Origin of the sequence: Tenacibaculum sp. MAR_2009_124, assembly GCF_900105455.1 — a bacterium.
Lineage (GTDB): Bacteria > Bacteroidota > Bacteroidia > Flavobacteriales > Flavobacteriaceae > Polaribacter.
This window is the reverse complement of sequence record NZ_FNSF01000003.1, coordinates 221133-240585: the sequence shown is the minus strand read 5'-3', so window position 1 is coordinate 240585 and position 19453 is coordinate 221133. Positions and strand designations below refer to the sequence as shown.

Genomic DNA, 19453 nt, shown 5'->3' with positions numbered 1-19453 from the left:
ATTTTATAAATTGAGAAATATATTAGATTAATGAATAGTTTTAAGTTGTTTTTTTTGCTTATTGTTTTTGGTTCATCTTGTTCCTGTAAAATTGATGTTCTATCTAACGATTTGGATTTAATAAAAGAATTATCAAAAGCTGGCAGTGTATCGATAAATTATGATAATAAGGATACTTTTGTAAGTATTTACGATAGTAAGTTAGATAAATATCAAAAGAAATATTTTACACCTGTTTTAGCTGTTTTTGTAGATGATTTTATGTCTAAGTATAGGACTGAGAAAGTTGATGGGGGTAAGGTGTTTTTCGATTATTTCGATAGTAAATCATTTAAAGAACTCGAAGAAAGTATTTCGGATTATGATATTGCTAGAGCTCGATTACTCATTGAAAAAACAAAAAATATTTTTTTAGATTTGAAGGAAGGAAAGGTTATAAAAGAATACTTTTCGGATTATTATAAAATTGAAAATATTAACTTTTGTAAAGAAAATTTTTCAAACTCGATAGGGTTAGACTTTTACGGGCTTTCCTTTGATAAAGAAAAAGAAGATACTATTGATGTTTATGTAGTCGTTTATAATCAGGATAACAAGTCAAATTATTTTGTTTTATCATTTAATTCAATTGAAGGAAAAGTAAAATCTGTTGGAAAAATTGATAAATAATATCTCCCAGCTCGCGCCCCAGCACCTTGACATTTAGCGACAGCGTAATGGCAAGTATTAAAAGAAAGTATAATTAAATAACGAGAGTATTATTAGCCATTTATTCCCCCTGCTGGCGCGAGTATGTCAAAGTAAGGGTTACCGCTAGTTTGTAACTAGTGGCGGTTAAGAGTAAGCAATAAGAATTAGATAAAAATAAAGCTACCTTACATTAAATTGTGAGGTAGTTTTTTATGTTTTATAAGGTTTTAAGTTTAGCAGCTTTGACAAGATTGTCAATAAGATAAAAAAGGTGGTTTTTGTCTTCTTCTGGTAAGTTCTCAATATCATTAATACGTTTTATGATTTCTTTATTGTAAGAAGAAAGTTGTCCTTCCCCGCTCCCGCTAGTTTGTAACTAGTGGCGGTTAAGAGTAAGTAAATAAATAATAAATATAGAAGCTACCTTACATTAAATTGTGAGGTAGTTTTTTGTTTGTTAGGAGTATGCTTTTTTAGCGTTAAAGTCACGTATTAGTGCATCCATAACATTAAAAAGTTGTTGTTTTTCTTGTGCAGGCATTTTAGTAATATTTTCAATACGTTTTAAAATGGCTTTATCTTTAAAAATAATATTGTTATTGCCAACAAGATAGTCTAAAGAAACATCTAGAGCTATTGCTATTTTGTTAGCAATTTCTACAGAAGGAGTAATTTCATCACGTTCATACCTTCCTATAACTGCGCCTGAAGTTCCTGCCATTTTACCTAAATCTTCACGAGATAGTTTATTTTCTTTCCTTAAAAGAGTAATAGTTGCCCCTGCTGGCGCGAGTATGCCAAAGTAAGGGTTACCCCTGATGGCGCTAGTATGTCAAAGTAACGGCTACCCCTTGATGGTGCTAGAATGTTTGAGTGATGTTCCCGCTAGTTTGTAACTAGTGGCCCCTGATGGCGCTAGTATGTCAAAGTAAGTGTTCCCGCTAGTTTGTAACTAGTGGCGGTTAAGAGTGAGCAATAAGAATTTAATTTTTAAAAATAACAGTAATAAAACCACAGCGATAGTTGTGGTTTTGTGTTTGTTATGAATAAGCTTTTTTAGCGTTAAAGTCGCGTATTAGTGCGTCTATAACCATAAAAATTTTGTCTTGTTCTTCTTGGTTAAGTTTAGAAACTTCTTCAATACGTTTTAATGCTTTTTTATTTAATTCTAAGGTTGTTTTACCAACAAGAAAATCAATAGATACGTTTAATACGTCTGCTAGTTTTATAATTACTTCAATAGAAGGTGTCATTACATTACGTTCATACCTACCAATAATATCTCCCGAAGTACCAATTTCTTTACCTAATGCACTTTGTGAAAGGTTATTTTTTTTTCTTAGTATTAAAATATGCTCACCTAAAGTCATACGCTTACGTCTTTAAAACTACTGTTTTTACTGGTTTTGCACAAAAGTAAGAGATTAATACGTCTTAAACAAAGAGAGTAAGTCTTGTTTTGTTAAGATGAAAAGATTACATTTGCTACGTAAACGTCTTTAAAAATATTTTTCACTCATGGCAAAAAAACTTCAAACAAGCGATGCAGACCAATTAATTTACGAGAATGATATTTTAGAACTTACGGTTTTAGGCGGTATAAAATTGGAAGGTTTAGACAGAATGCGCGTAACGGTAAAAGTACAGGAGCAAGAAAGTAGTCGTCCGCCAGTAAGGCACAATTTAGATTTATACAATGATAATCAGTTAGAGAAATTTATACGTAAATGTGCAGAGAAGTTAGAACTCGGTACGAGTATTATAGCAGCTAGTTTAAGCGAACTCACGGAAGAACTGGAAAAATATCGTTTACAAAAGATAAAAGAAAGCCAAGAACAGGCAAAGCCTGCGGTTAAAAAATTATCTGTAAAGGAAATAGCTGATGCTGAAACCTTTTTAAAGTCAAAAGATTTACTAGAAAAGACCAATGAGTTAATCGGTAAGAGTGGCGTAATAGGAGAGGAAGTCAACCGTTTATTAATGTACATCATTTTTACCAGTAGAAAACGAGAACAACCGCTGCATGTAGTTAGCTTGGGAAGTAGCGGAACAGGAAAAACCCATTTACAAGAAAAGGTTGGCGAACTCATACCCGAAGAAGAAAGAGTAAGTATAACTACACTATCAGAAAATGCCTTTTATTATTTTGGAAAGCAAGAGCTTAAGAACAAAGTCATATTAATAGAAGATTTAGACGGGGCAGAAAATGCGCTGTATCCACTCAGAGAATTACAAAGTAAAAAGCGTATTGTAAAAACCATAGCGAGTAAAAATCGCAAAGGCGAAACCCAAACCAAGTATTTAGTGGTAGAAGGTCCAGTATGTGTAGCAGGTTGTACCACCAAAGAGCATATCTATGAAGATAATGCAAACCGTAGTTTTTTAATTTACCTCGATGAAAGCCAAGAACAAGACGAGAAAATAATGGAATACCAGCGGAGAGCCTCCGCAGGCGATATAAACCAATATGAACAAACGGAGATACAAGAATTTTTACAAAATATCCAAAGAGTACTAAAACCGATTACCATACGAAACCCTTTTGCTAAACACTTATGTTTGCCATCGGCAGTATTTAAACCCCGCAGAACTAATACCCATTATTTACAATTTATAGAAGCGATTACATTTTATTATCAGTATCAGCGAAAACAACAAACAGATAAAGAAACAGGAGAAATATATATCGAAACCACATTAGAAGACATAGAAAATGCCAATAAGCTTTTAAAGGAAGTACTACTACGTAAAAGTGATGAGCTAACAGGAAGTTGCAGAAACTATTTAGAAAGCCTTAAATCGTACTTAAAAGTTAAAAAGAAGAAACAATTTACAAACCGAGAAATACGACAGGCATTACGTATCAATCCAAGCAATCAAAAACGCTACAACCTACAATTACAAATAGGCTACTACATTAAAAAAGTAGAAGGTAAAAAATCAACTGGTTACCATTACGAAGTCGTAAGCACAACAGAATACAACCAACTGCAAACCCAGATAAACAGTGTGTTAGATAAGACTTTGCAAGAGTTAAAGCAGTTCAAAGGTTCAAAAGTGGTTCAAACTAAAAATGAACCATGTAAAACAAAGAATAACAGTTGATTAAGTAAGTGGTTCGTATAGTTCACGAAAATGGATAAGTGCAATGAAAAAAGTCGAGAGCCTCGACACGCAAATTATGAAGAAACTTATATTAAAAAACGAGAGCTTCCAATATATAGAGAAATCCTTTAGAGAATGGTTAGATATTTTAGGTTATGCAGAAAGTACGGTTTATAACTTACCTAATCATATACGAGAATTATTTTACTACTTAGAACAGAATAATATAAGCCATATTACAGAACTAGATAATCGACTTATTAAAGAACACTATCAAAACTTAAAATTACGCAGTAATGATAGAAAAGGAGGAGGATTAAGTAATGGCAGTTTAAACAAGCATTTACAGGCGCTATATAAGTTTACAGACTATCTAAGGCAAAGCGGCAGAATGCTCCTGCCCCAATTAAATATAGCATGGGAAAGTGATAATACACACGAAATAGAAACCCTTACACCCCGAGAAATACAACTATTGTACAAAGCTACTTATGGTTATCATGAAAATACAAAATGGGAACCTTTTAGTGCAAGGGATAGAGCTATGTTAACGATCTTTTATAGTTGTGGGTTACGAAGAAATGAAGGTTATCACTTGGATGTAAGCGACATTGATTTTGATAGAAGAATACTGCACGTTAGAAAAGGAAAAGCCAATAAAGAAAGGTTTGTTCCATTTAATAAAACCAACTCCCAATATTTACAGGAATACGTTTACGATAGCAGACCACAAATAGTATTAGACAAACGAAACAATGCATTATTTATCAGTCAAAAAGGCAATCGCATGAATGCACAATCTATGGCGGTACGCTTAAAATTATTACAGCAAAGAACAGACGATTTAGTGTTGCAAGAAAAGAATGTACGACTACATGTTTTACGTCATAGTATCGCTACACATCTATTACAAAACGGAATGCCATTAGATAAAATTAGTAAGTTTTTAGGGCATACTAGCCTAGAAAGCACTCAAGTTTATACACATTTAGTCGAGAGCCTCGACACGCAATAAATCAATAATTACTTATAAAAATGGCTAAAATAAAACTCGGAAAAACCAAAGACAGCGGAACTCAAAGAAAACCCAAAACCGAGGATGCAGAAATCCAGATTTTACAAAAAATGCTTAATGAAAAAGAGCAACCTAGTTTTAAAAAGTACTTATTACAAAAAGGGTACAGTTTACAAAGTATCAAGAGTTTTGAAGTGGTTGTAACTAAATATCTAAAATGGCTTAAAAAAGAGAATATAGAAGGTATATCTGCAAGTTATAACGACATTGTACATTATATTCAAAAATTACGAAATACCGTAAAACAACGTACGATACAAAGCGAAACTAATGCAATAAAGCATTACTATAATTACTTAAAAGAGCTGGATTTAGTAGTAGAAAATCCAACCTTAAATATTGCAGTAAAAGGCGTGAAACGTAGAATACTATACAATACACTCAATAAACAAGAATTAGAGAAGTTATACAATGATTACAGAAATATAGAAAGTGATAGTTTAGCTAAAAAGCGTAATGAAATTATAGTAAGTTTATTAGTGTATCAAGGTTTAAATAGTACGGAATTAGGAAGATTAACTACAGCAGATTTAAAATTAAGAGAAGGGAAAATATTTATAAACGGAACACGAAGAAGTAACGAAAGAACCTTAAAATTAGAATCACATCAAATCTTGGATTTTATGGAATATCAATTAAAAACAAGAGCAGATATTTTAGCAGAAACAGGAAAAAAAACCGATTTATTATTTACAAGTTTTGGACGAAGCACAAAGTTTAATAATATCATTAGCAAGTTCTTACCACAATTAAAAAAGCTGAATAAAAAACTAAAAAGTGTACATCAAATACGAACGAGTGTTATTGTTCACTGGCTTAAAATGTATAATCTTCGAGAAGTTCAATATATGGCAGGACATCGTTATGTAAGTTCTACCGAATCGTATTTAATTAATGATTTAGAAGATTTACAGGAAGAGATAGAAAAGTATCATCCGATAAACTAGTGAAATATTTTGTAAATTAGGTATTCAAAGAAATAGTAACTTTGTAGATATATAAATTTAGATATTATGGATGGATTAGAATTACGAAAAGAATTACATAAATATGTTGATATAGGCGATTCGCAATTTTTAAAAATCTTATATCAAACAGCTAAAAATTATATCGAACAAAAGCGATTAGACAGAATGATTGCAGAAGGAGAAGAGGATATAAAAGCAGGTCGTTTACATAGTCAGAATGATGTTCAAAAAATGATTGAAGATTGGACAAAAGAATAATCAAGCCAGTATACTGGACAACAAGAGCTACCAAAGATTTAGAAAAAACGACTAAATTTTATATTAAACTTTACGGAGCTAAAAAAGCAGGAGAAATAGCAACGGAACTTCGTAAGTATACAGAGATTTTAGAACAAGAAGATGTTGATACTACAAAAATAGGTTCAATAGACGAATCTTTCTTACATTTAAAACACACGTACCGAAAACTAACAAAAGAACACTGTAAAATTACCTATCGAGAAGGAAAGAGTAGAATTTATATTGTACGAGTTTTTGACACTCGTCAAAATCCAAACAAGAATAAATAGAAGTTTCACTGCTTCCTTCGGTCGCAGCTTGCTAAAAATGAAAAAAAGAGAAAAAGCCAATCATAACGGAAATCCTCCCCACAACTTTAAATCTAGCCAGTTCGTCCCTCACTTACCTCTATCTTTAAAGTTGTTCCGCTATCCAACCACCCTGTAATTTTTGGCTTCCCACCGCAAAAACAGCACTTTGTTTTTTTACATCATCCACCGCTGATTCCACGTACAAAAATGCGTTAACACAACATTTTTGTAAGCTCCATTACCCCAAGTCAAAAAACAAATAGCTGTTGCCACCACACTAAGCCAAAAATCACCCAAAGCTATATTTACATAATAGAAGTTATAGTATCAAAATGCCTTTCAAAGGTTTGCTTGCGCAGCGTTAATTTATTTTGTAGCTATAACTGCTATTATGCAAAATAGCCGCAAGGCAGCGGCGTTGGTCTCCTTATCAGTCGGACGTTAATTTTTACTTCGTAAGCCGCCGCTTCGAATTTGCCTAAAAAAGACTTCACAAAAAAACGTTTAGTCCAAGTATTCCTAACCTTATTTATTTGCTTGTTTTTTTAAACAACTCGTGCCTTCAAAAACGAAAAACAAGCCATTCCACAAAGGGTTGAAAATCCACGCACCACCAGCCACTTTTTAAACCCTTTGCGGAACGTTCCGAAAAACAAAGTATTGCTATGGCTCTTGCGTGGGCGATGCTTTGTTTATCGGAATGACTTGCTTTTGCACAACGTCCACTCAAAAGCGTTGGAAGCGTAGATGTAGGAAGTATTTAACATAAAATAGGTTATAAGTGCCTGAAATGGAATGTAAAAGTATTATAACCCATTTTATGTTACATATCGGGGCAGAGGAAGCAGGGAAAAGACAGAGGGTTTTGAGTATGCGAAAAAACTGGATTTTACCTGCGGGGCTTTCCTTGGTATTTTTTATATATTAGCAAGGTCGAGAGACATACGTTCTTTAGTAAATTTTTGAAAGGAGTGCTTTAGCAAAAGTAGTTGAGGGCTTAAAAAAATGCATAAGATTACTTTTCCTTTGGTATGCTCGTACCAACACGTCATGGACAAGCGGATAGTTACCGTTACGGTTTCCAAGGACAAGAAAAAGATGATGAAGTTAAAGGAGAAGGCAATTCTTTGAACTATAAGTTTAGAATGCATGACCCGAGAGTGGGTAGGTTCTTTGCGGTTGACCCCTTAGCAGATAAATACCCTCATTATACTCCTTATTCTTTTTCAGGAAATAAAGTAATTGCTTTTACGGAACTTGAAGGATTAGAAGAGTATTATTACTGGAACAGTATGGCTAAAAAAGTTGGAAAAGTTCAGCTAGATTTAGTTTGTGTTCCATGTAATGCACCTGATATGTCAGAATATGGGCTTTACACTAAACGTGATCAGGCGAAAAGAATGGGGCAAGCAAAAGACATGGCATTTGACAGAAAAGTTGAAGTAGCTAGATTTCAAGAGGGTCAAAAAGCTTTACAAGATTTTGCTAGAATGCAGAATCCAATTTGGGTAGCTTTTGAATTAAGTCCTTTTGGTGGAGCTGCTTCATCTATAAAAAACTATTCTGAAGGAAATTATGGTTGGGGAACTTTAGACTTAGCGTTAACTGCTTTTGAAGTAAAAGCATTTTTTAACACGAGAAGTTTAAAAGGTTTAAAAGGGTTAGATGCAAAATCAGGTAATTCTAGTGGTTTCTTGAGTAGCTTCAGAACTCTTCCTATAGAATTGAATGAATCTTCATTACGTCAGGTTACTAATATAATCGAACGTATTTATAAATCTAGGAATAGACCGTCTTTTAGGAAAGGAGTTGTAGAAAAAGTATGGAAAGCGGAAGCGGCAAAAGATGTTAATGGTAATGTTTATGATCCTAATACGTTTGAGTTATTAAAGTGGGATAAAACTAAGCCTAGAAAATGGGATATGGGACATAAACCAGGACACGAGTGGCATGCATTAAGGCAAAAGTATATTGATGGAGAGGTTACTTGGAAAGAAGTATTGGATGAATATAATAATCCTGATAACTATCTTCCTGAGTCACGTTCAGCTAATAGAAGTGGTAAATATGAAGGGCAATCACGTCCAAAAAGAGAATAAACATATAAATAATTAGATAATGAGTTTGTTTAAAATTATAAGAGAAAATAAATATGATAAATTCATAAACGAATTTTCAGAGAAAGATTTGACCTTAACAGATAGTCAAAAATATAATTTATTGATGGTGTCAATTTTTGAAGGGGCTAAGGAAATCTCATTTTTTTTAATTGATAAAGGTATTGATTTAAATTATCAAGATAAAAAGGGACAAACTGTTTTACATCATTTGGCTATATATTATGATAAGCATATTTTAATAAAAATTCTTGGTAATGATATAGATATTAATATTTCAGATAATTATGGTAATCAGGCTCTTTGGTCAGCAGTTTTTAATGATAAAGGTTTTGGAAAAAGAACAGAGATGGTAAAGTTGTTGATTGATTATGGTGCTGATCCAAATCATATCAATAACGTAAATAAAAGCCCTATTGAAATATCACAGATAGCTGGGTATAAAGAAGTTTATAAGATTATGTCGGAAAGTATAAGCTAAAAGCCCCTGATGGCCCCTGATGGCGCTAGTATGTCAAAGTAAGGGTTACCCCCCCGCTCCCGCAAGAATAAGCGATAAAGAGTGAGGCTACCGCGAGAATCTTTCTCGTGGCGTTTATGAGTAAGCAATAAGAATTAGATAAAAATAGAGCTACCTTGCATTAAGTTGTGAGGTAGTTTTTTGTTTCTTAGGAGTACTCCGCACCTTGACATTTAGCTATAGCGTAATGGCAAGATTTAAAAGGAGGTTTAAAAAGAAACTAGCATATTAATAGCCATTTATAATGGCAACATGAAAAGTTTAAAAAGAAGCTACCTTGCATTTTAATGTGAGATAGTTTTTTGTTTTTTTAGGAGTAAGCTTTTTTAGTTTTGGCATCCCCTGCTGGCGCGAGTATGTCAAAGTAAGGGTTACCCCCTGATGGCGCGAGTATGTCAAAGTAAGGGTTACCCCCTGATGGCGCTAGTATGTCAAAGTAGGGGTTACCGCTAGTTTGCAACTAGTGGCGGTTAAGAGTAAGCAAATAAACAATGTGACGTCCTGAAATAGCGTTACAGAATTAATAAATCAAAGGTAGTGATTTTATATTGCTACCTTTTTTGTTTTTATATTGTTTTCTTTTAAGTTTATTCCCCCTGCTGGCGCGAGTATGTCAAAGTAAGGGTTACCGCTAGTTTGTAACTAGTGGCGGTTAAGAGTAAGCAATAACAATAAATATAAAAGCTACCTTGCATTAAATTGTGAGGTAGTTTTTTTATGTTATAGGGTTTTAAGCTTAGCGGCTTTGACAAGATTGTCAATAAGATAAAAAAGGTGGTTTTTGTCTTCTTCTGGTAAGTTCTCAATATCATTAATACGTTTTATGATTTCTTTATTATAAGAAGAAAGTTGCCCTTCCCCCTGATGGCGCTAGTATGTCAAAATAAGGGTTACCGCTAGTTTGTAACTAGTGGCGTTTACGAGTAAGCAAACAAACAATAAATATAAAAGCTACCTTACATTTTTTTGTGAGGTGGTTTTTTGTTTTTTAGGAGTAAGCTTTTTTAGCGTTAAATTCACGTATTAGCGCCCTCGTTCCCTCACGAATGAGCGATAAAGATTAAGGCTACCGCGAGAATCCTTTCTCGTGGCGGGTATGAGTAAGCAATAACAATAAATAAAAACTACCTTACAGTAAAGAGTAAGGTAGTTTTTTTGTTCAGGAGGGTAAGGTAAAGAATAAGAATTATTGCGATAAATTTAAAATATTGTGAAACAGTATTTTAAACTTAATGTTTTTTGTCTGATTGTTTTTTTAATGTACATTTGCTCCGACTTATTAGGTATACCCCCAGAGGTTGAAATAAACGTAAGAAAAGTTTATTTCTATCATATAGGTAGCATTGATTAACTAAAAAGTGAATCAGTCTAAACTATGCAAAAACATTGTTGAAGCTAAAACTATGATAAAAAATGGAGGGGGATTTTTTATACCGGATTAAACGTGCTCTTAAAGAAACGATAGAGCAATACTTTTTTAAAGAGGAAATTGAAGATTATTTGAATCGACTAAAGCTAAAGACATCAATGTTTTTAGACGTTAAAGACCTCAACAACTCATTTGTGCTTAATTATAGGGAAAAAGTTTCTTTAAAGGCGAGAAGTTTTATTTTTGTATTAATTATTGTTATTTCGTCTCAAAAAACACATGCAAGCAATGTTGATGGGCGCGCTTATTTTGATAAAGACGTAAAACAGCCAGAATTGTTAAAAAGAACAATAGGGAAATCAAATGCTATTTTTCATTTGTTTTCGCATGGAAAACCAGGGCAATTGTATATACGTGACAGATGGCTGAAAGCGAATGAGATTGTAATATGGATTCGAAACAATATAGAATTAAATACTATTGATCAGTTAAATATATATGGTTGTGAGTTTGGAAAAGGGGAGAAAGGAAAACAGGCTGTTAACATATTAATAAGAGAGTTAAGAATTAAAGTAGCGGCTTCTGATGATTTAACAGGAAAGGATGGTGATTGGAATTTAGAGGTTGGAAATATTTCGCATACTTTGAAAGTACGTTCGTACGACCATACTCTTCAAAATCTATTAAATTCAAATGGATGGAGTTATCACAATGGAGCTCAATATGTAAATTGGTCAGATCATTCAGCAATCAATTTAAATAACGGATATGTTAATAACGGATATGTAGAACAAAGAATTTCTACGATTGTTGGAAATCGTTACACAATTAGTTTTAGAGCGCATAATCATATGACAAATGGTTATCAATCTCCACATTCTCTTACTCTGAATTTAAGTATTGGAAACGTTCATAATGAAAATATTAACCTGCCATCAACACCATGGAATCATTCATTTACAACATATACACGTTCTTTTACAGCTAACAGTACTTCTACCTTAGTAAGGTTAAGGCACCAATCAGGAGGAACGTATGAGCATGATATATTAATCGATAGAAATAGTATGAGTATTCCATATACAAGACCGCAAAACTGTACTGCTGTGAGTGCTTGTAATGTGTCTGGAGCGTCAACAGTAGATCCAGGTCAAGCGACTCAATACTCAGTGAGTGGAGGAACACCTTCAAATAGCACAACCTGGAGCATATCGCCTAGTTCGGGAGTAAGTGTAGCGAATGGAAATGGAACAAGTACAGAAAATATTCATTTTACAAACGCAGGAACTTATACAGTTTCATTTACTAGAGCAAATACAAGCTCTCCATCAGGGTGCATTAATAGTAGTTCAAGGACATGTACTAGAACAGTGACTGTTTCAGACCCATGTTCTTTGGGAACAGATTCTGATGGTGATGGCATTGCAGATGACTGTGATTTGGATGATGATAACGATGGAATCTTAGATGTTGATGAGTTATGTCCTGCTATTTCTGGTGCAACGGCACCTAGTTCGGGCAATATAACTTGGGCTTTAAGAGGCTTTGATGTATATACTATTGGTGGTAATACTGATGGATCGGGTTATAAAAAATCTGGTTTTGAGCGAGGAGCTTATAATCAAGGAAAGAATTTAATAGTACTTAATGGTAACAATGATTTTACAGCAAGTCATTCTGGTGATGGTACAGCTATTCTAAGTTCAGTAACTTTCGCTAATGGTACTATGAAATACGTATCAAATCATCCAGTAAATGGGAGAGCAGAATTTCGGGATACAACCGCAGATAATTTTATTTCAGGAGGTTCTGGTGATGGTGCATATATTGAACCAGAAATGGGGCCTGTAGTTGGTGATTATTACAGTATAGAAATCGATTTTACAACACCAGTTACAGCATTTAGTTTAGATATTATTGACGCTTTTGATACGTTTACCGATAATAATCCTGTTTTAAAATACCAAGTATACGCTGATGGGAAATTAATAGCCTATTTAGAGGGAGGAGTTGTTGGAGATGATGGTACAGGTATGATTAATATATTTGACGCCGATGGTAATTCAAAAGGAACCGTTATGGTTGGGCATAATATTGAAACAGCTATTGGTTTTGTCACGCTAGGTCAAGTGCGTCAGGTAGTTATTAGACATGATGTAACCAGTGGTTTCATACGATCAATATCTTATGATCCTCATGGTTTAGATAGTTTCGCATATAGTACTGATTTTTGTGATACAGATAATGATGGTATTGCAAATCATTTAGACGTAGATAGTGATGCAGATGGCTGCCCTGATGCTTTAGAAAGTAATGGGAACTCATATAATTATGATGATTTAAATGGAGACGGTAGCTTATCAGGTAATGTAAATACAGACAGTTCAAGTTCAACATATGGTGTCCCTAATAGTTTAAATTTTACAGGAGGGACCTCTTATGATGACGGTCAAGTTTCTGTCATTTGTGATTCGTGTGCACCTGGAAACCCAGCTTTTGTGGATTCTGATGGTGATGGGATTGGGAATTTATGTGATTTAGATGATGACAACGATGGAATAACTGATGTAACAGAATGTTCAACATTGCCCACAAGAGTGATTTCAGAAGCATTAGTTGTTGAATCTGGAAATGCTTCTGACCTCCATACTGGAGATGTTTTGAGAAAGGTTAATGCACTTTCAAGTAATGGAGTAAATTATGACGTTTTAGTGGAAATAATAAACGAAAACATTCCAACAGGTAGATTAGAAAGAACATCTGTAGGAGGTTTAAGAATTGCCGAGTCCGATTATAAAGAACATCCATTTGTGGAATACAAATTAACAGTGGTTGAATCAGGAACAACAACTCCCGCTACTTTAGCCAATGTCGTTTCGGTTTTAAGAGATATTGATGGTTCTACTAATGGAGGTTTTGTGGATGTTCACGGGTATGAATCTTCTCAAACTGTCCAAGTTGGTCCAGGATCTCAATTAAAACCAACTACGCAAGATTTCAACCCAAGTTTAAGTTATACAACGTATCGAACGGTAACTCCTAATAATATGGTTTCTTCATCTGACCCTGATTATTGGGTAGGCTTATACCATTCAACGTTTAGTTCAGGTAATTTTGTATTTGGTGTAAATGAAACCGCTGATACTTCAACGAGTACTAACAGAACTATTTTTCATGATCTTTTGTTAGAATGTGATTTCGATAATGATGGAATTCCAAATCGAATAGATGTAGATAGCGATAATGATGGTATTTACGATATTACTGAAGCCGGAACAGATAGTTTAGATACTAATAATGACGGGAGGGTGGATAATATGGATAATCCTAGCTCAGGAGCTGACACCGATGGAGATGGTTTATCAGATAACATTGAAACAACAAATGGAGATAATATTGGAACAATCCCAAGAGAAACTACTTCGGGAACCTCTGATTATTTAAATGCGGATAGCGATGCAGATGGCTGTAGTGATGCCAACGAAGCTTATGACGATCCTGTAGTGGATGGGATTGGAAACACCTATTATAATCCAGCCAATGCCACAGAACCACTTACTGTAATAGCAAGTACTATAGATAATTCGGGGAAGGTTGTTGCGGCTTCGTATACTACTGGTGACGTTCCTAAAGTAACAGATAAGGATTTTTGTGTTTCAGTGTGTTTCAATAGTACAAATGCTATTAATGATTTTATTAATACGAACAAAGGTCAAGCAGTTCAGAGCAATGTTTTAACGAATGATTTTGATATTCAAGGAGATATTCAAACAGTCAATGCAATACCAGTTGGTAACCCTACAAATGGAACGGTTAATCTAAGTTCAAATGGAGCATTTACGTATCAACCAAACCCAGGATTTTCAGGTCAGGATAGTTTTACTTATGAGGTATGCGATGATAATGTAATTCAAGAATGTAGCACGGCCATTGTTTTTATTGAAGTATTACCAGATGTAAGCTCACAAAATGAAGCACCAATTGCGAATACTGATACCGGTGTGACTTTAGTAAATGTTAATTTAACTGGAAACGTAATTACTAATGATTACGATCCGGATGGTGATATTATTACCATAAATACAACGCCTATCACAAATGTAAGCAATGGAACATTGTCATTAAATACTGACGGAAGTTATACATATACTCCGAATACTGGTTTTATTGGAGAAGATAGTTTTATCTATCAGATTTGTGATACTGCATCTCCAACACCTTTATGCGATACAGCCACAGTAGAAATACAAATATTACCAAATACTGGAAATACTACGATTGCCAATGATGATGCATATTATACGATGTCGGATGTGGTTGCAAATGCGGTTAATGGAAATGTATTGGACAATGATTTTGATCCAGAGGGGAATACTCAAGTGATTAATGAAACGCCAGTATCGAATGTAGGTAATGGAACACTAACATTAAATGCGAATGGTACGTTTGTATATAAGCCAAATACTGGTTTTTGGGGACAAGATTCATTTGTATACGAAACATGTGACAATGGGACATCTCAGGCCTGTGATCGAGCAACTGTACGTATTATGGTAAGGAAGTTTCTTCCACCAGACTATTCACCTACATTGTTTACAAGAAAAACCGTAGTTAATGGAAATAGTGAGGATATTGATTTTGTGGTAGCTGTTGCTGAATCAAATTTTCAAGATGCTAATGGAATTAACCCTGTTGAAGTGAGAATATCAGATAGTTCTAATTTTAACTTCACTTTTGAAAGTGGTTTAACTACTTTAAACGGAATGGCAGTTGACAATTCAGATTGGAGTTATATTTTAGAAGGAGGACTGCATAAATTCAGGTTTATCGGAAATGGAGGTATATTTCCTGGGAATACACTTTCTAAAATTGGAATAAAAGCTGTATTTATTTCTCCTGGAAACTCTAGAGGACAGCGACCTCTAAAAGTAACAGTAAAATCAGATTCAGGAGGACAAACAAATACGAATAACGATAATGATGAAGATATTATTCAGTATAACAATGGTTCAAATTAAATAAGAAATAAGATCTTTCAAAAAAAGCAACGATTATCGTATTTCTGATAATCGTTGTATTCTTCATTATTAGAATTTAAGCTCTTTAGAAGTAATAATGGCATCATTGGTAACAAATGGCATTGGCATCATTGTTTCATTTCTAGATTCTAAATTAAATGCAGGATTGGTTAATAAGTCATAAGATATTTCATTTAAAGTTAGTTCCAACTTCGAATCTTTTGGAAGTTTCAATAGCACACTAACTTCAGTATCAAAATTAGCCATTTGATATGTTAAAACGCTACCTTGTTTTATTTTTAGAGGAGTTTCATAATCGTAAGATTCACCGTTTAAACAAATTCCTTTAATTTCTAAAGGATTAGAAGTGTAAATTTCATATTTGTTAATTTTCCTTTGTGGTATAATAGTAAAATTAATCTCTCTGTTATTTTCAATGATAGTATCTAAAATTACTGAGATTTTAGAATTAGGTAAATTTTGGTATTTAGCGAGTTTGTGATACTTAAAAGGAGTATTGTATTTGCTTTTACCAGATGTTTCTGGAAGGTTTCCTTCAGTATAATTCTCGTTAAAAATTTGTTTTGTATAACTATCAATGGTGTTATTGTAAGTCGCCCAATAGGAAGATTTGGTGTCGGTGTTTTCTATAAAAACTAAACTGTTTGGTTTCTTATTGTCAACATTAAATCCGCTAGAAAAGGTTGTCATAGTAAATAGAGCAATCGTAGCTAGCCCCGCTATAATTTGCCAATAACTTTTCTTCTGCTCTTTAAGTAAAATTGGAATCAACCACCCGAATAGGAATGTGATAAAAATTGATGAAACGAATAAAATCTTTAACCCTAATCCAACAGGGAATAATTTAATAAGTGGAATCAAAATATAAACAGACGGAATTGAAATAATAGCAAACAAAATAAGACCAGAGGTTCTCTTCAGATTCATTAAAACAATGATGTATAAAACGAAAATGGCTAGTAGAACTGGAATAATTAGGAATGCAGCTCCAGGTAGATACTTAAAGATTACAAGATTTAATAATATTCCAAATACAATCGGAGCGATAAAAAGATCGGTTGGTTTTATTGATTTGTAATAGCTATATATTTTGAACAATATCCAAATTGTTAGAGAAGAAAATGCAGCTATGTATAAATAACCATTGTACGTAAACCCATGAAGTATATCGGTATAACCAGGATGAATTAAAAGAATGATTTTCCAAAGCATAAAACTAACTCCTCCAGTTACAAATAAAGAAATTGTAAAAGGAACAAAGCCTGTTAAGCTACCAACAATAGTGATTTTTTGATTTCGAGCACCCGCAAAGTATACTACTAAAAAGAGTACAACAGAAAAAATGAGCATCGGTAAAATCCAATTGAAAGGGTATGAGATGATTTTTAGTAGTGGAAAATTTACAAAAACTAAATCTTCTTCACTATTTAGGGTTGTAATATCCGAATTTGCAAAGTGATTTAGAGAAGTCATCATATAATCAGCTTGATGAATTAATGAATTTCTATCCATTCGTTCATAAGAATCCTGTTCTGTATGATAGTCGAAATGATCATCAATAAAAGCGAAGTTAAATCCATTGATATTTCCATCTTCTCTAAAAACCGTTAAGTCTGTATCATTAGGTAATATTTTATAAATGCTGTAAAACAATGAACTTGATACAGGAAAGGTAGATTTCGACTTTATAAACTCTTCAACGAGTCTTTTGTTTTTACCGTTGGTTTCCATTAGCATAATACTAGGACCTCCACTGCCCCTAGCTTCAAGGTTTAAAACGAGTTTTACGTCTTTGGCCCACGGATGATGATCTACGAAAGCTTGTGCTCCCAAAAGCCCAACTTCTTCTGCATCGGAAAATACAATAACAATATCATTAATAGGTTGTTCATTGTTGGTTAAGAATGCTCTAAGACTTTCTAATATAGTAACCACTCCAGAGCCCGCATCACTGGCTCCAAGAGAAGAATGAGGGTTTGAATCATAATGAGTTAGAAGTAATAAGGCATTATTCCCAGAAGCACCCTTAATCCGAGCAACAATATTTTCTGCTGTAGTGCCCGCTTTCCATTTTTTATTAAACGCAACTTGACGCTGTATTTCTGGTTTTAAACCTAGTTTTTCTAGCGCGGTAATAATATATTTTTGAACTTCCTTATGCTCATTACTTCCAGTAAAGTGAGGTTTTTGAGAAATGTTTTTTAGATGAAATAAAGCATTGTCTACAGAAAAATTTGTCTCTTTTTTTAATTTTTTTTCATAAGCAATATCTGGAGAACTGTCATGGAAACTTAAAAAAATGGATATAATGATAATGAAGATTGCAGGGAGATTATTTGATTTTTTCATTAAGTGGATTTTTGCTACATAAAAGTATTAAAATATACTGTAAAAATTAAGTTATTTATAACTCATTAAAAATCAGTATCTTTAATAGCTTAATTAAAAACGATTTAACATGGGGATTATTAACTTTCAAGGGAAAAGAACGGCAGTTCAAAAGAATAATTCGGAACTGATTTTGGTGTCTGATTATATGACGAAAAAAGTGGTTTCTTTTAAAGAAGAACAACCGATAGAAGAAGTAATAGAAACATTGATTAATAATAGGATTTCAGGAGGTCCAGTTGTTAATGAAAAGAATGAACTTATTGGTATTATTTCGGAAGGAGATTGTATGAAACAGGTTTCTGAAAGTAGATATTACAATTTACCAATTGATAAAAACAACACCGTAGGAAAAGCTATGGTAAGAGAGGTTGAAACGATAGATGGTAATATGAATATTTTTGATGCCGCCAATAAATTTTTAGAATCTAAACGAAGAAGGTTTCCAATCGTAGAAAATGGGAAATTAGTTGGACAGATAAGTCAAAAGGATGTACTAAAAGCAGCAATAAGACTTAAAGGAAATACCTGGAAATAGAAATAATCTGTAATTCATTTTTAAATTGTATTACTCTTGCTTAACCAATAAAAACCATTCATTTTCTAGTTCTAAATATCCTTGATCATACACATAATAATAGGTGTTGCCTGTTTTTGTGGTGTATATTGCTGTGATAAATTTAAAGTCAAAACCTTTATCAAAAAGCTTTCTCCTAGTTGTTTTCGTTTTCCCTAACGTATTAAGTGCTGATAATATTTTATAGTTTTTTCGTAGCCGATTATTTGTGTTTCTAATTAAGTTTTTACTTTCTTTATCTACTTTGTTATTATATGAATTGCGACAATAGTCAGAACAGAACTTTTTATCGATACGACCGACAACCTTTTCATCACATTCCAAACATTTTCTATTTTCCATAGTCCAATTTACTTAGTTCATACCATTTTGCTTTTTTATCCTCAAAAGCAAAATCATTGACAAACTTTAATCCTATTTTTTGAAGTATTTTGTTGGAGCCGATATTACCCCTTTCGGCGGCACCATAAATGATATCGTAATTCATGTTTCGGAAACCAAAGTCCAAGCATTTAACGGCAGATTCAGTAGCATAACCTTTTCCCCAAAATTTCGGAATTAAACGGTATCCAATATCGATAAACTCTGTAAATCCGTTTAATTCTTCTTTTTCGCCAGAATTTAGTTTTAACCCCGACCAACCGATAAAATCACCAGAAGATTTTTCAAATGCGGCAAATCTACCAATTTTTCGTTGTTCATATTGTTCTAGGAAAAAAGTAATAATATCTTCTGCTTGCTTGTAAGTTGAAATGGGTTTGTTGCCGAGATATTTGTGAACTTCAGCATTGGAGTCTAACTCAAAAATATGAGAAACATCATTTTCTTGAAATTTTCTTAAAATAAGGTTTTCGGTTTCTAAATGTATTTCCATGATTAACTGTTTGAAAACAAATGTATTAAAATATTATTAAACGATTACATTCAATTACAAACGAAAACAAACATTTAATAACCGATTTTAATTTTAATCATGTTACATCTTTGCCTCGTCAAAAATATTTAAATGACAACA

Annotated in this window: 15 protein-coding genes and 1 pseudogene; 11 read left to right on the top strand and 5 right to left on the bottom strand. The window is 33.3% G+C overall.

All coding sequences use genetic code 11. The features are described from left to right. Positions 1-30: 30 nt before the first annotated feature. Positions 31-669: a hypothetical protein gene (locus tag BLW23_RS11060; protein WP_093669797.1), complete on the top strand. Its 639-nt coding sequence runs from the start codon at positions 31-33 to the stop codon at positions 667-669. A gap of 478 nt (positions 670-1147) precedes the next feature. Here BLW23_RS11060 and BLW23_RS11055 read toward each other — a convergent pair whose 3' ends face one another. Then, the gene (locus tag BLW23_RS11055) at positions 1148-1462 is read right to left on the bottom strand and encodes a helix-turn-helix domain-containing protein (RefSeq protein ID WP_093669795.1); all 315 of its coding nucleotides are present in this window, start codon (positions 1460-1462) and stop codon (positions 1148-1150) included. 268 nt (positions 1463-1730) lie between these two features. Then, entirely contained in the window at positions 1731-2060 is a 330-nt protein-coding gene (locus tag BLW23_RS11050) for a helix-turn-helix domain-containing protein (RefSeq protein WP_093669793.1), read from the bottom strand. 148 nt (positions 2061-2208) lie between these two features. Here BLW23_RS11050 and BLW23_RS11045 point away from each other — a divergent pair, with 148 nt between their 5' ends. The 9 genes and pseudogenes from BLW23_RS11045 (at position 2209) to BLW23_RS11010 (ending at position 15452) form a co-directional block, all read left to right on the top strand. After that, on the top strand, positions 2209-3795 hold the full coding sequence (locus BLW23_RS11045; RefSeq protein WP_093669791.1) for a hypothetical protein: 1587 nt from the start codon (positions 2209-2211) through the stop codon (positions 3793-3795). A 76-nt stretch (positions 3796-3871) separates the two neighbouring features. Further along, positions 3872-4810: a tyrosine-type recombinase/integrase gene (locus BLW23_RS11040; RefSeq protein WP_176829799.1), complete on the top strand. Its 939-nt coding sequence runs from the start codon at positions 3872-3874 to the stop codon at positions 4808-4810. A gap of 20 nt (positions 4811-4830) precedes the next feature. Continuing rightward, positions 4831-5817 carry a tyrosine-type recombinase/integrase gene (locus tag BLW23_RS11035; RefSeq protein WP_093669787.1) on the top strand — a complete coding sequence of 329 codons (987 nt, stop codon included), beginning with the start codon at positions 4831-4833 and terminating at the stop codon, positions 5815-5817. A gap of 66 nt (positions 5818-5883) precedes the next feature. Beyond that, positions 5884-6096 carry a hypothetical protein gene (locus BLW23_RS11030; protein WP_093669785.1) on the top strand — a complete coding sequence of 71 codons (213 nt, stop codon included), beginning with the start codon at positions 5884-5886 and terminating at the stop codon, positions 6094-6096. Further along, positions 6081-6407 carry a type II toxin-antitoxin system RelE/ParE family toxin gene (locus BLW23_RS11025; RefSeq protein ID WP_093669783.1) on the top strand — a complete coding sequence of 109 codons (327 nt, stop codon included), beginning with the start codon at positions 6081-6083 and terminating at the stop codon, positions 6405-6407. Before BLW23_RS11030 ends, BLW23_RS11025 begins: the two co-directional genes overlap by 16 nt. Positions 6408-7456: 1049 nt before the next feature. Beyond that, a pseudogene (locus tag BLW23_RS23675) lies at positions 7457-7684 on the top strand (RHS repeat-associated core domain-containing protein); the annotation flags it as partial. 36 nt (positions 7685-7720) lie between these two features. Then, positions 7721-8527: an HNH/ENDO VII family nuclease gene (locus tag BLW23_RS23670; protein ID WP_317039316.1), complete on the top strand. Its 807-nt coding sequence runs from the start codon at positions 7721-7723 to the stop codon at positions 8525-8527. Between the two features lie 19 nt (positions 8528-8546). Next, positions 8547-9026, top strand: coding sequence for an ankyrin repeat domain-containing protein (locus BLW23_RS11015; RefSeq protein WP_093669779.1), 480 nt, complete (start codon positions 8547-8549; stop codon positions 9024-9026). A 1452-nt stretch (positions 9027-10478) separates the two neighbouring features. After that, positions 10479-15452 (top strand): Ig-like domain-containing protein, encoded by a 4974-nt coding sequence (locus BLW23_RS11010; protein ID WP_093669776.1) that lies wholly within the window; start codon positions 10479-10481, stop codon positions 15450-15452. 69 nt (positions 15453-15521) lie between these two features. On the opposite strand, the gene BLW23_RS11005 is transcribed toward BLW23_RS11010, so the two are convergent. Continuing rightward, a complete protein-coding gene (locus BLW23_RS11005) occupies positions 15522-17822 on the bottom strand; it encodes a M28 family peptidase (RefSeq protein ID WP_093669774.1) in 2301 nt (766 codons plus the stop codon). 109 nt (positions 17823-17931) lie between these two features. On the opposite strand from BLW23_RS11005, the gene BLW23_RS11000 reads away from it, so the two are divergent. Further along, positions 17932-18399, top strand: a complete 468-nt coding sequence (locus BLW23_RS11000; RefSeq protein ID WP_093669772.1) for a CBS domain-containing protein — start codon at positions 17932-17934, stop codon at positions 18397-18399. 30 nt (positions 18400-18429) lie between these two features. Here the strand turns inward: BLW23_RS11000 and BLW23_RS10995 are convergent, their stop codons facing one another. Both BLW23_RS10995 and BLW23_RS10990 read right to left on the bottom strand, forming a co-directional pair. Next, positions 18430-18780 (bottom strand): hypothetical protein, encoded by a 351-nt coding sequence (locus tag BLW23_RS10995; protein WP_093669770.1) that lies wholly within the window; start codon positions 18778-18780, stop codon positions 18430-18432. Next, complete coding sequence (locus BLW23_RS10990; protein WP_093669768.1) at positions 18770-19312, bottom strand: GNAT family N-acetyltransferase; 543 nt, start codon at positions 19310-19312, stop codon at positions 18770-18772. Before BLW23_RS10990 ends, BLW23_RS10995 begins: the two co-directional genes overlap by 11 nt. Positions 19313-19453: the final 141 nt, after the last annotated feature.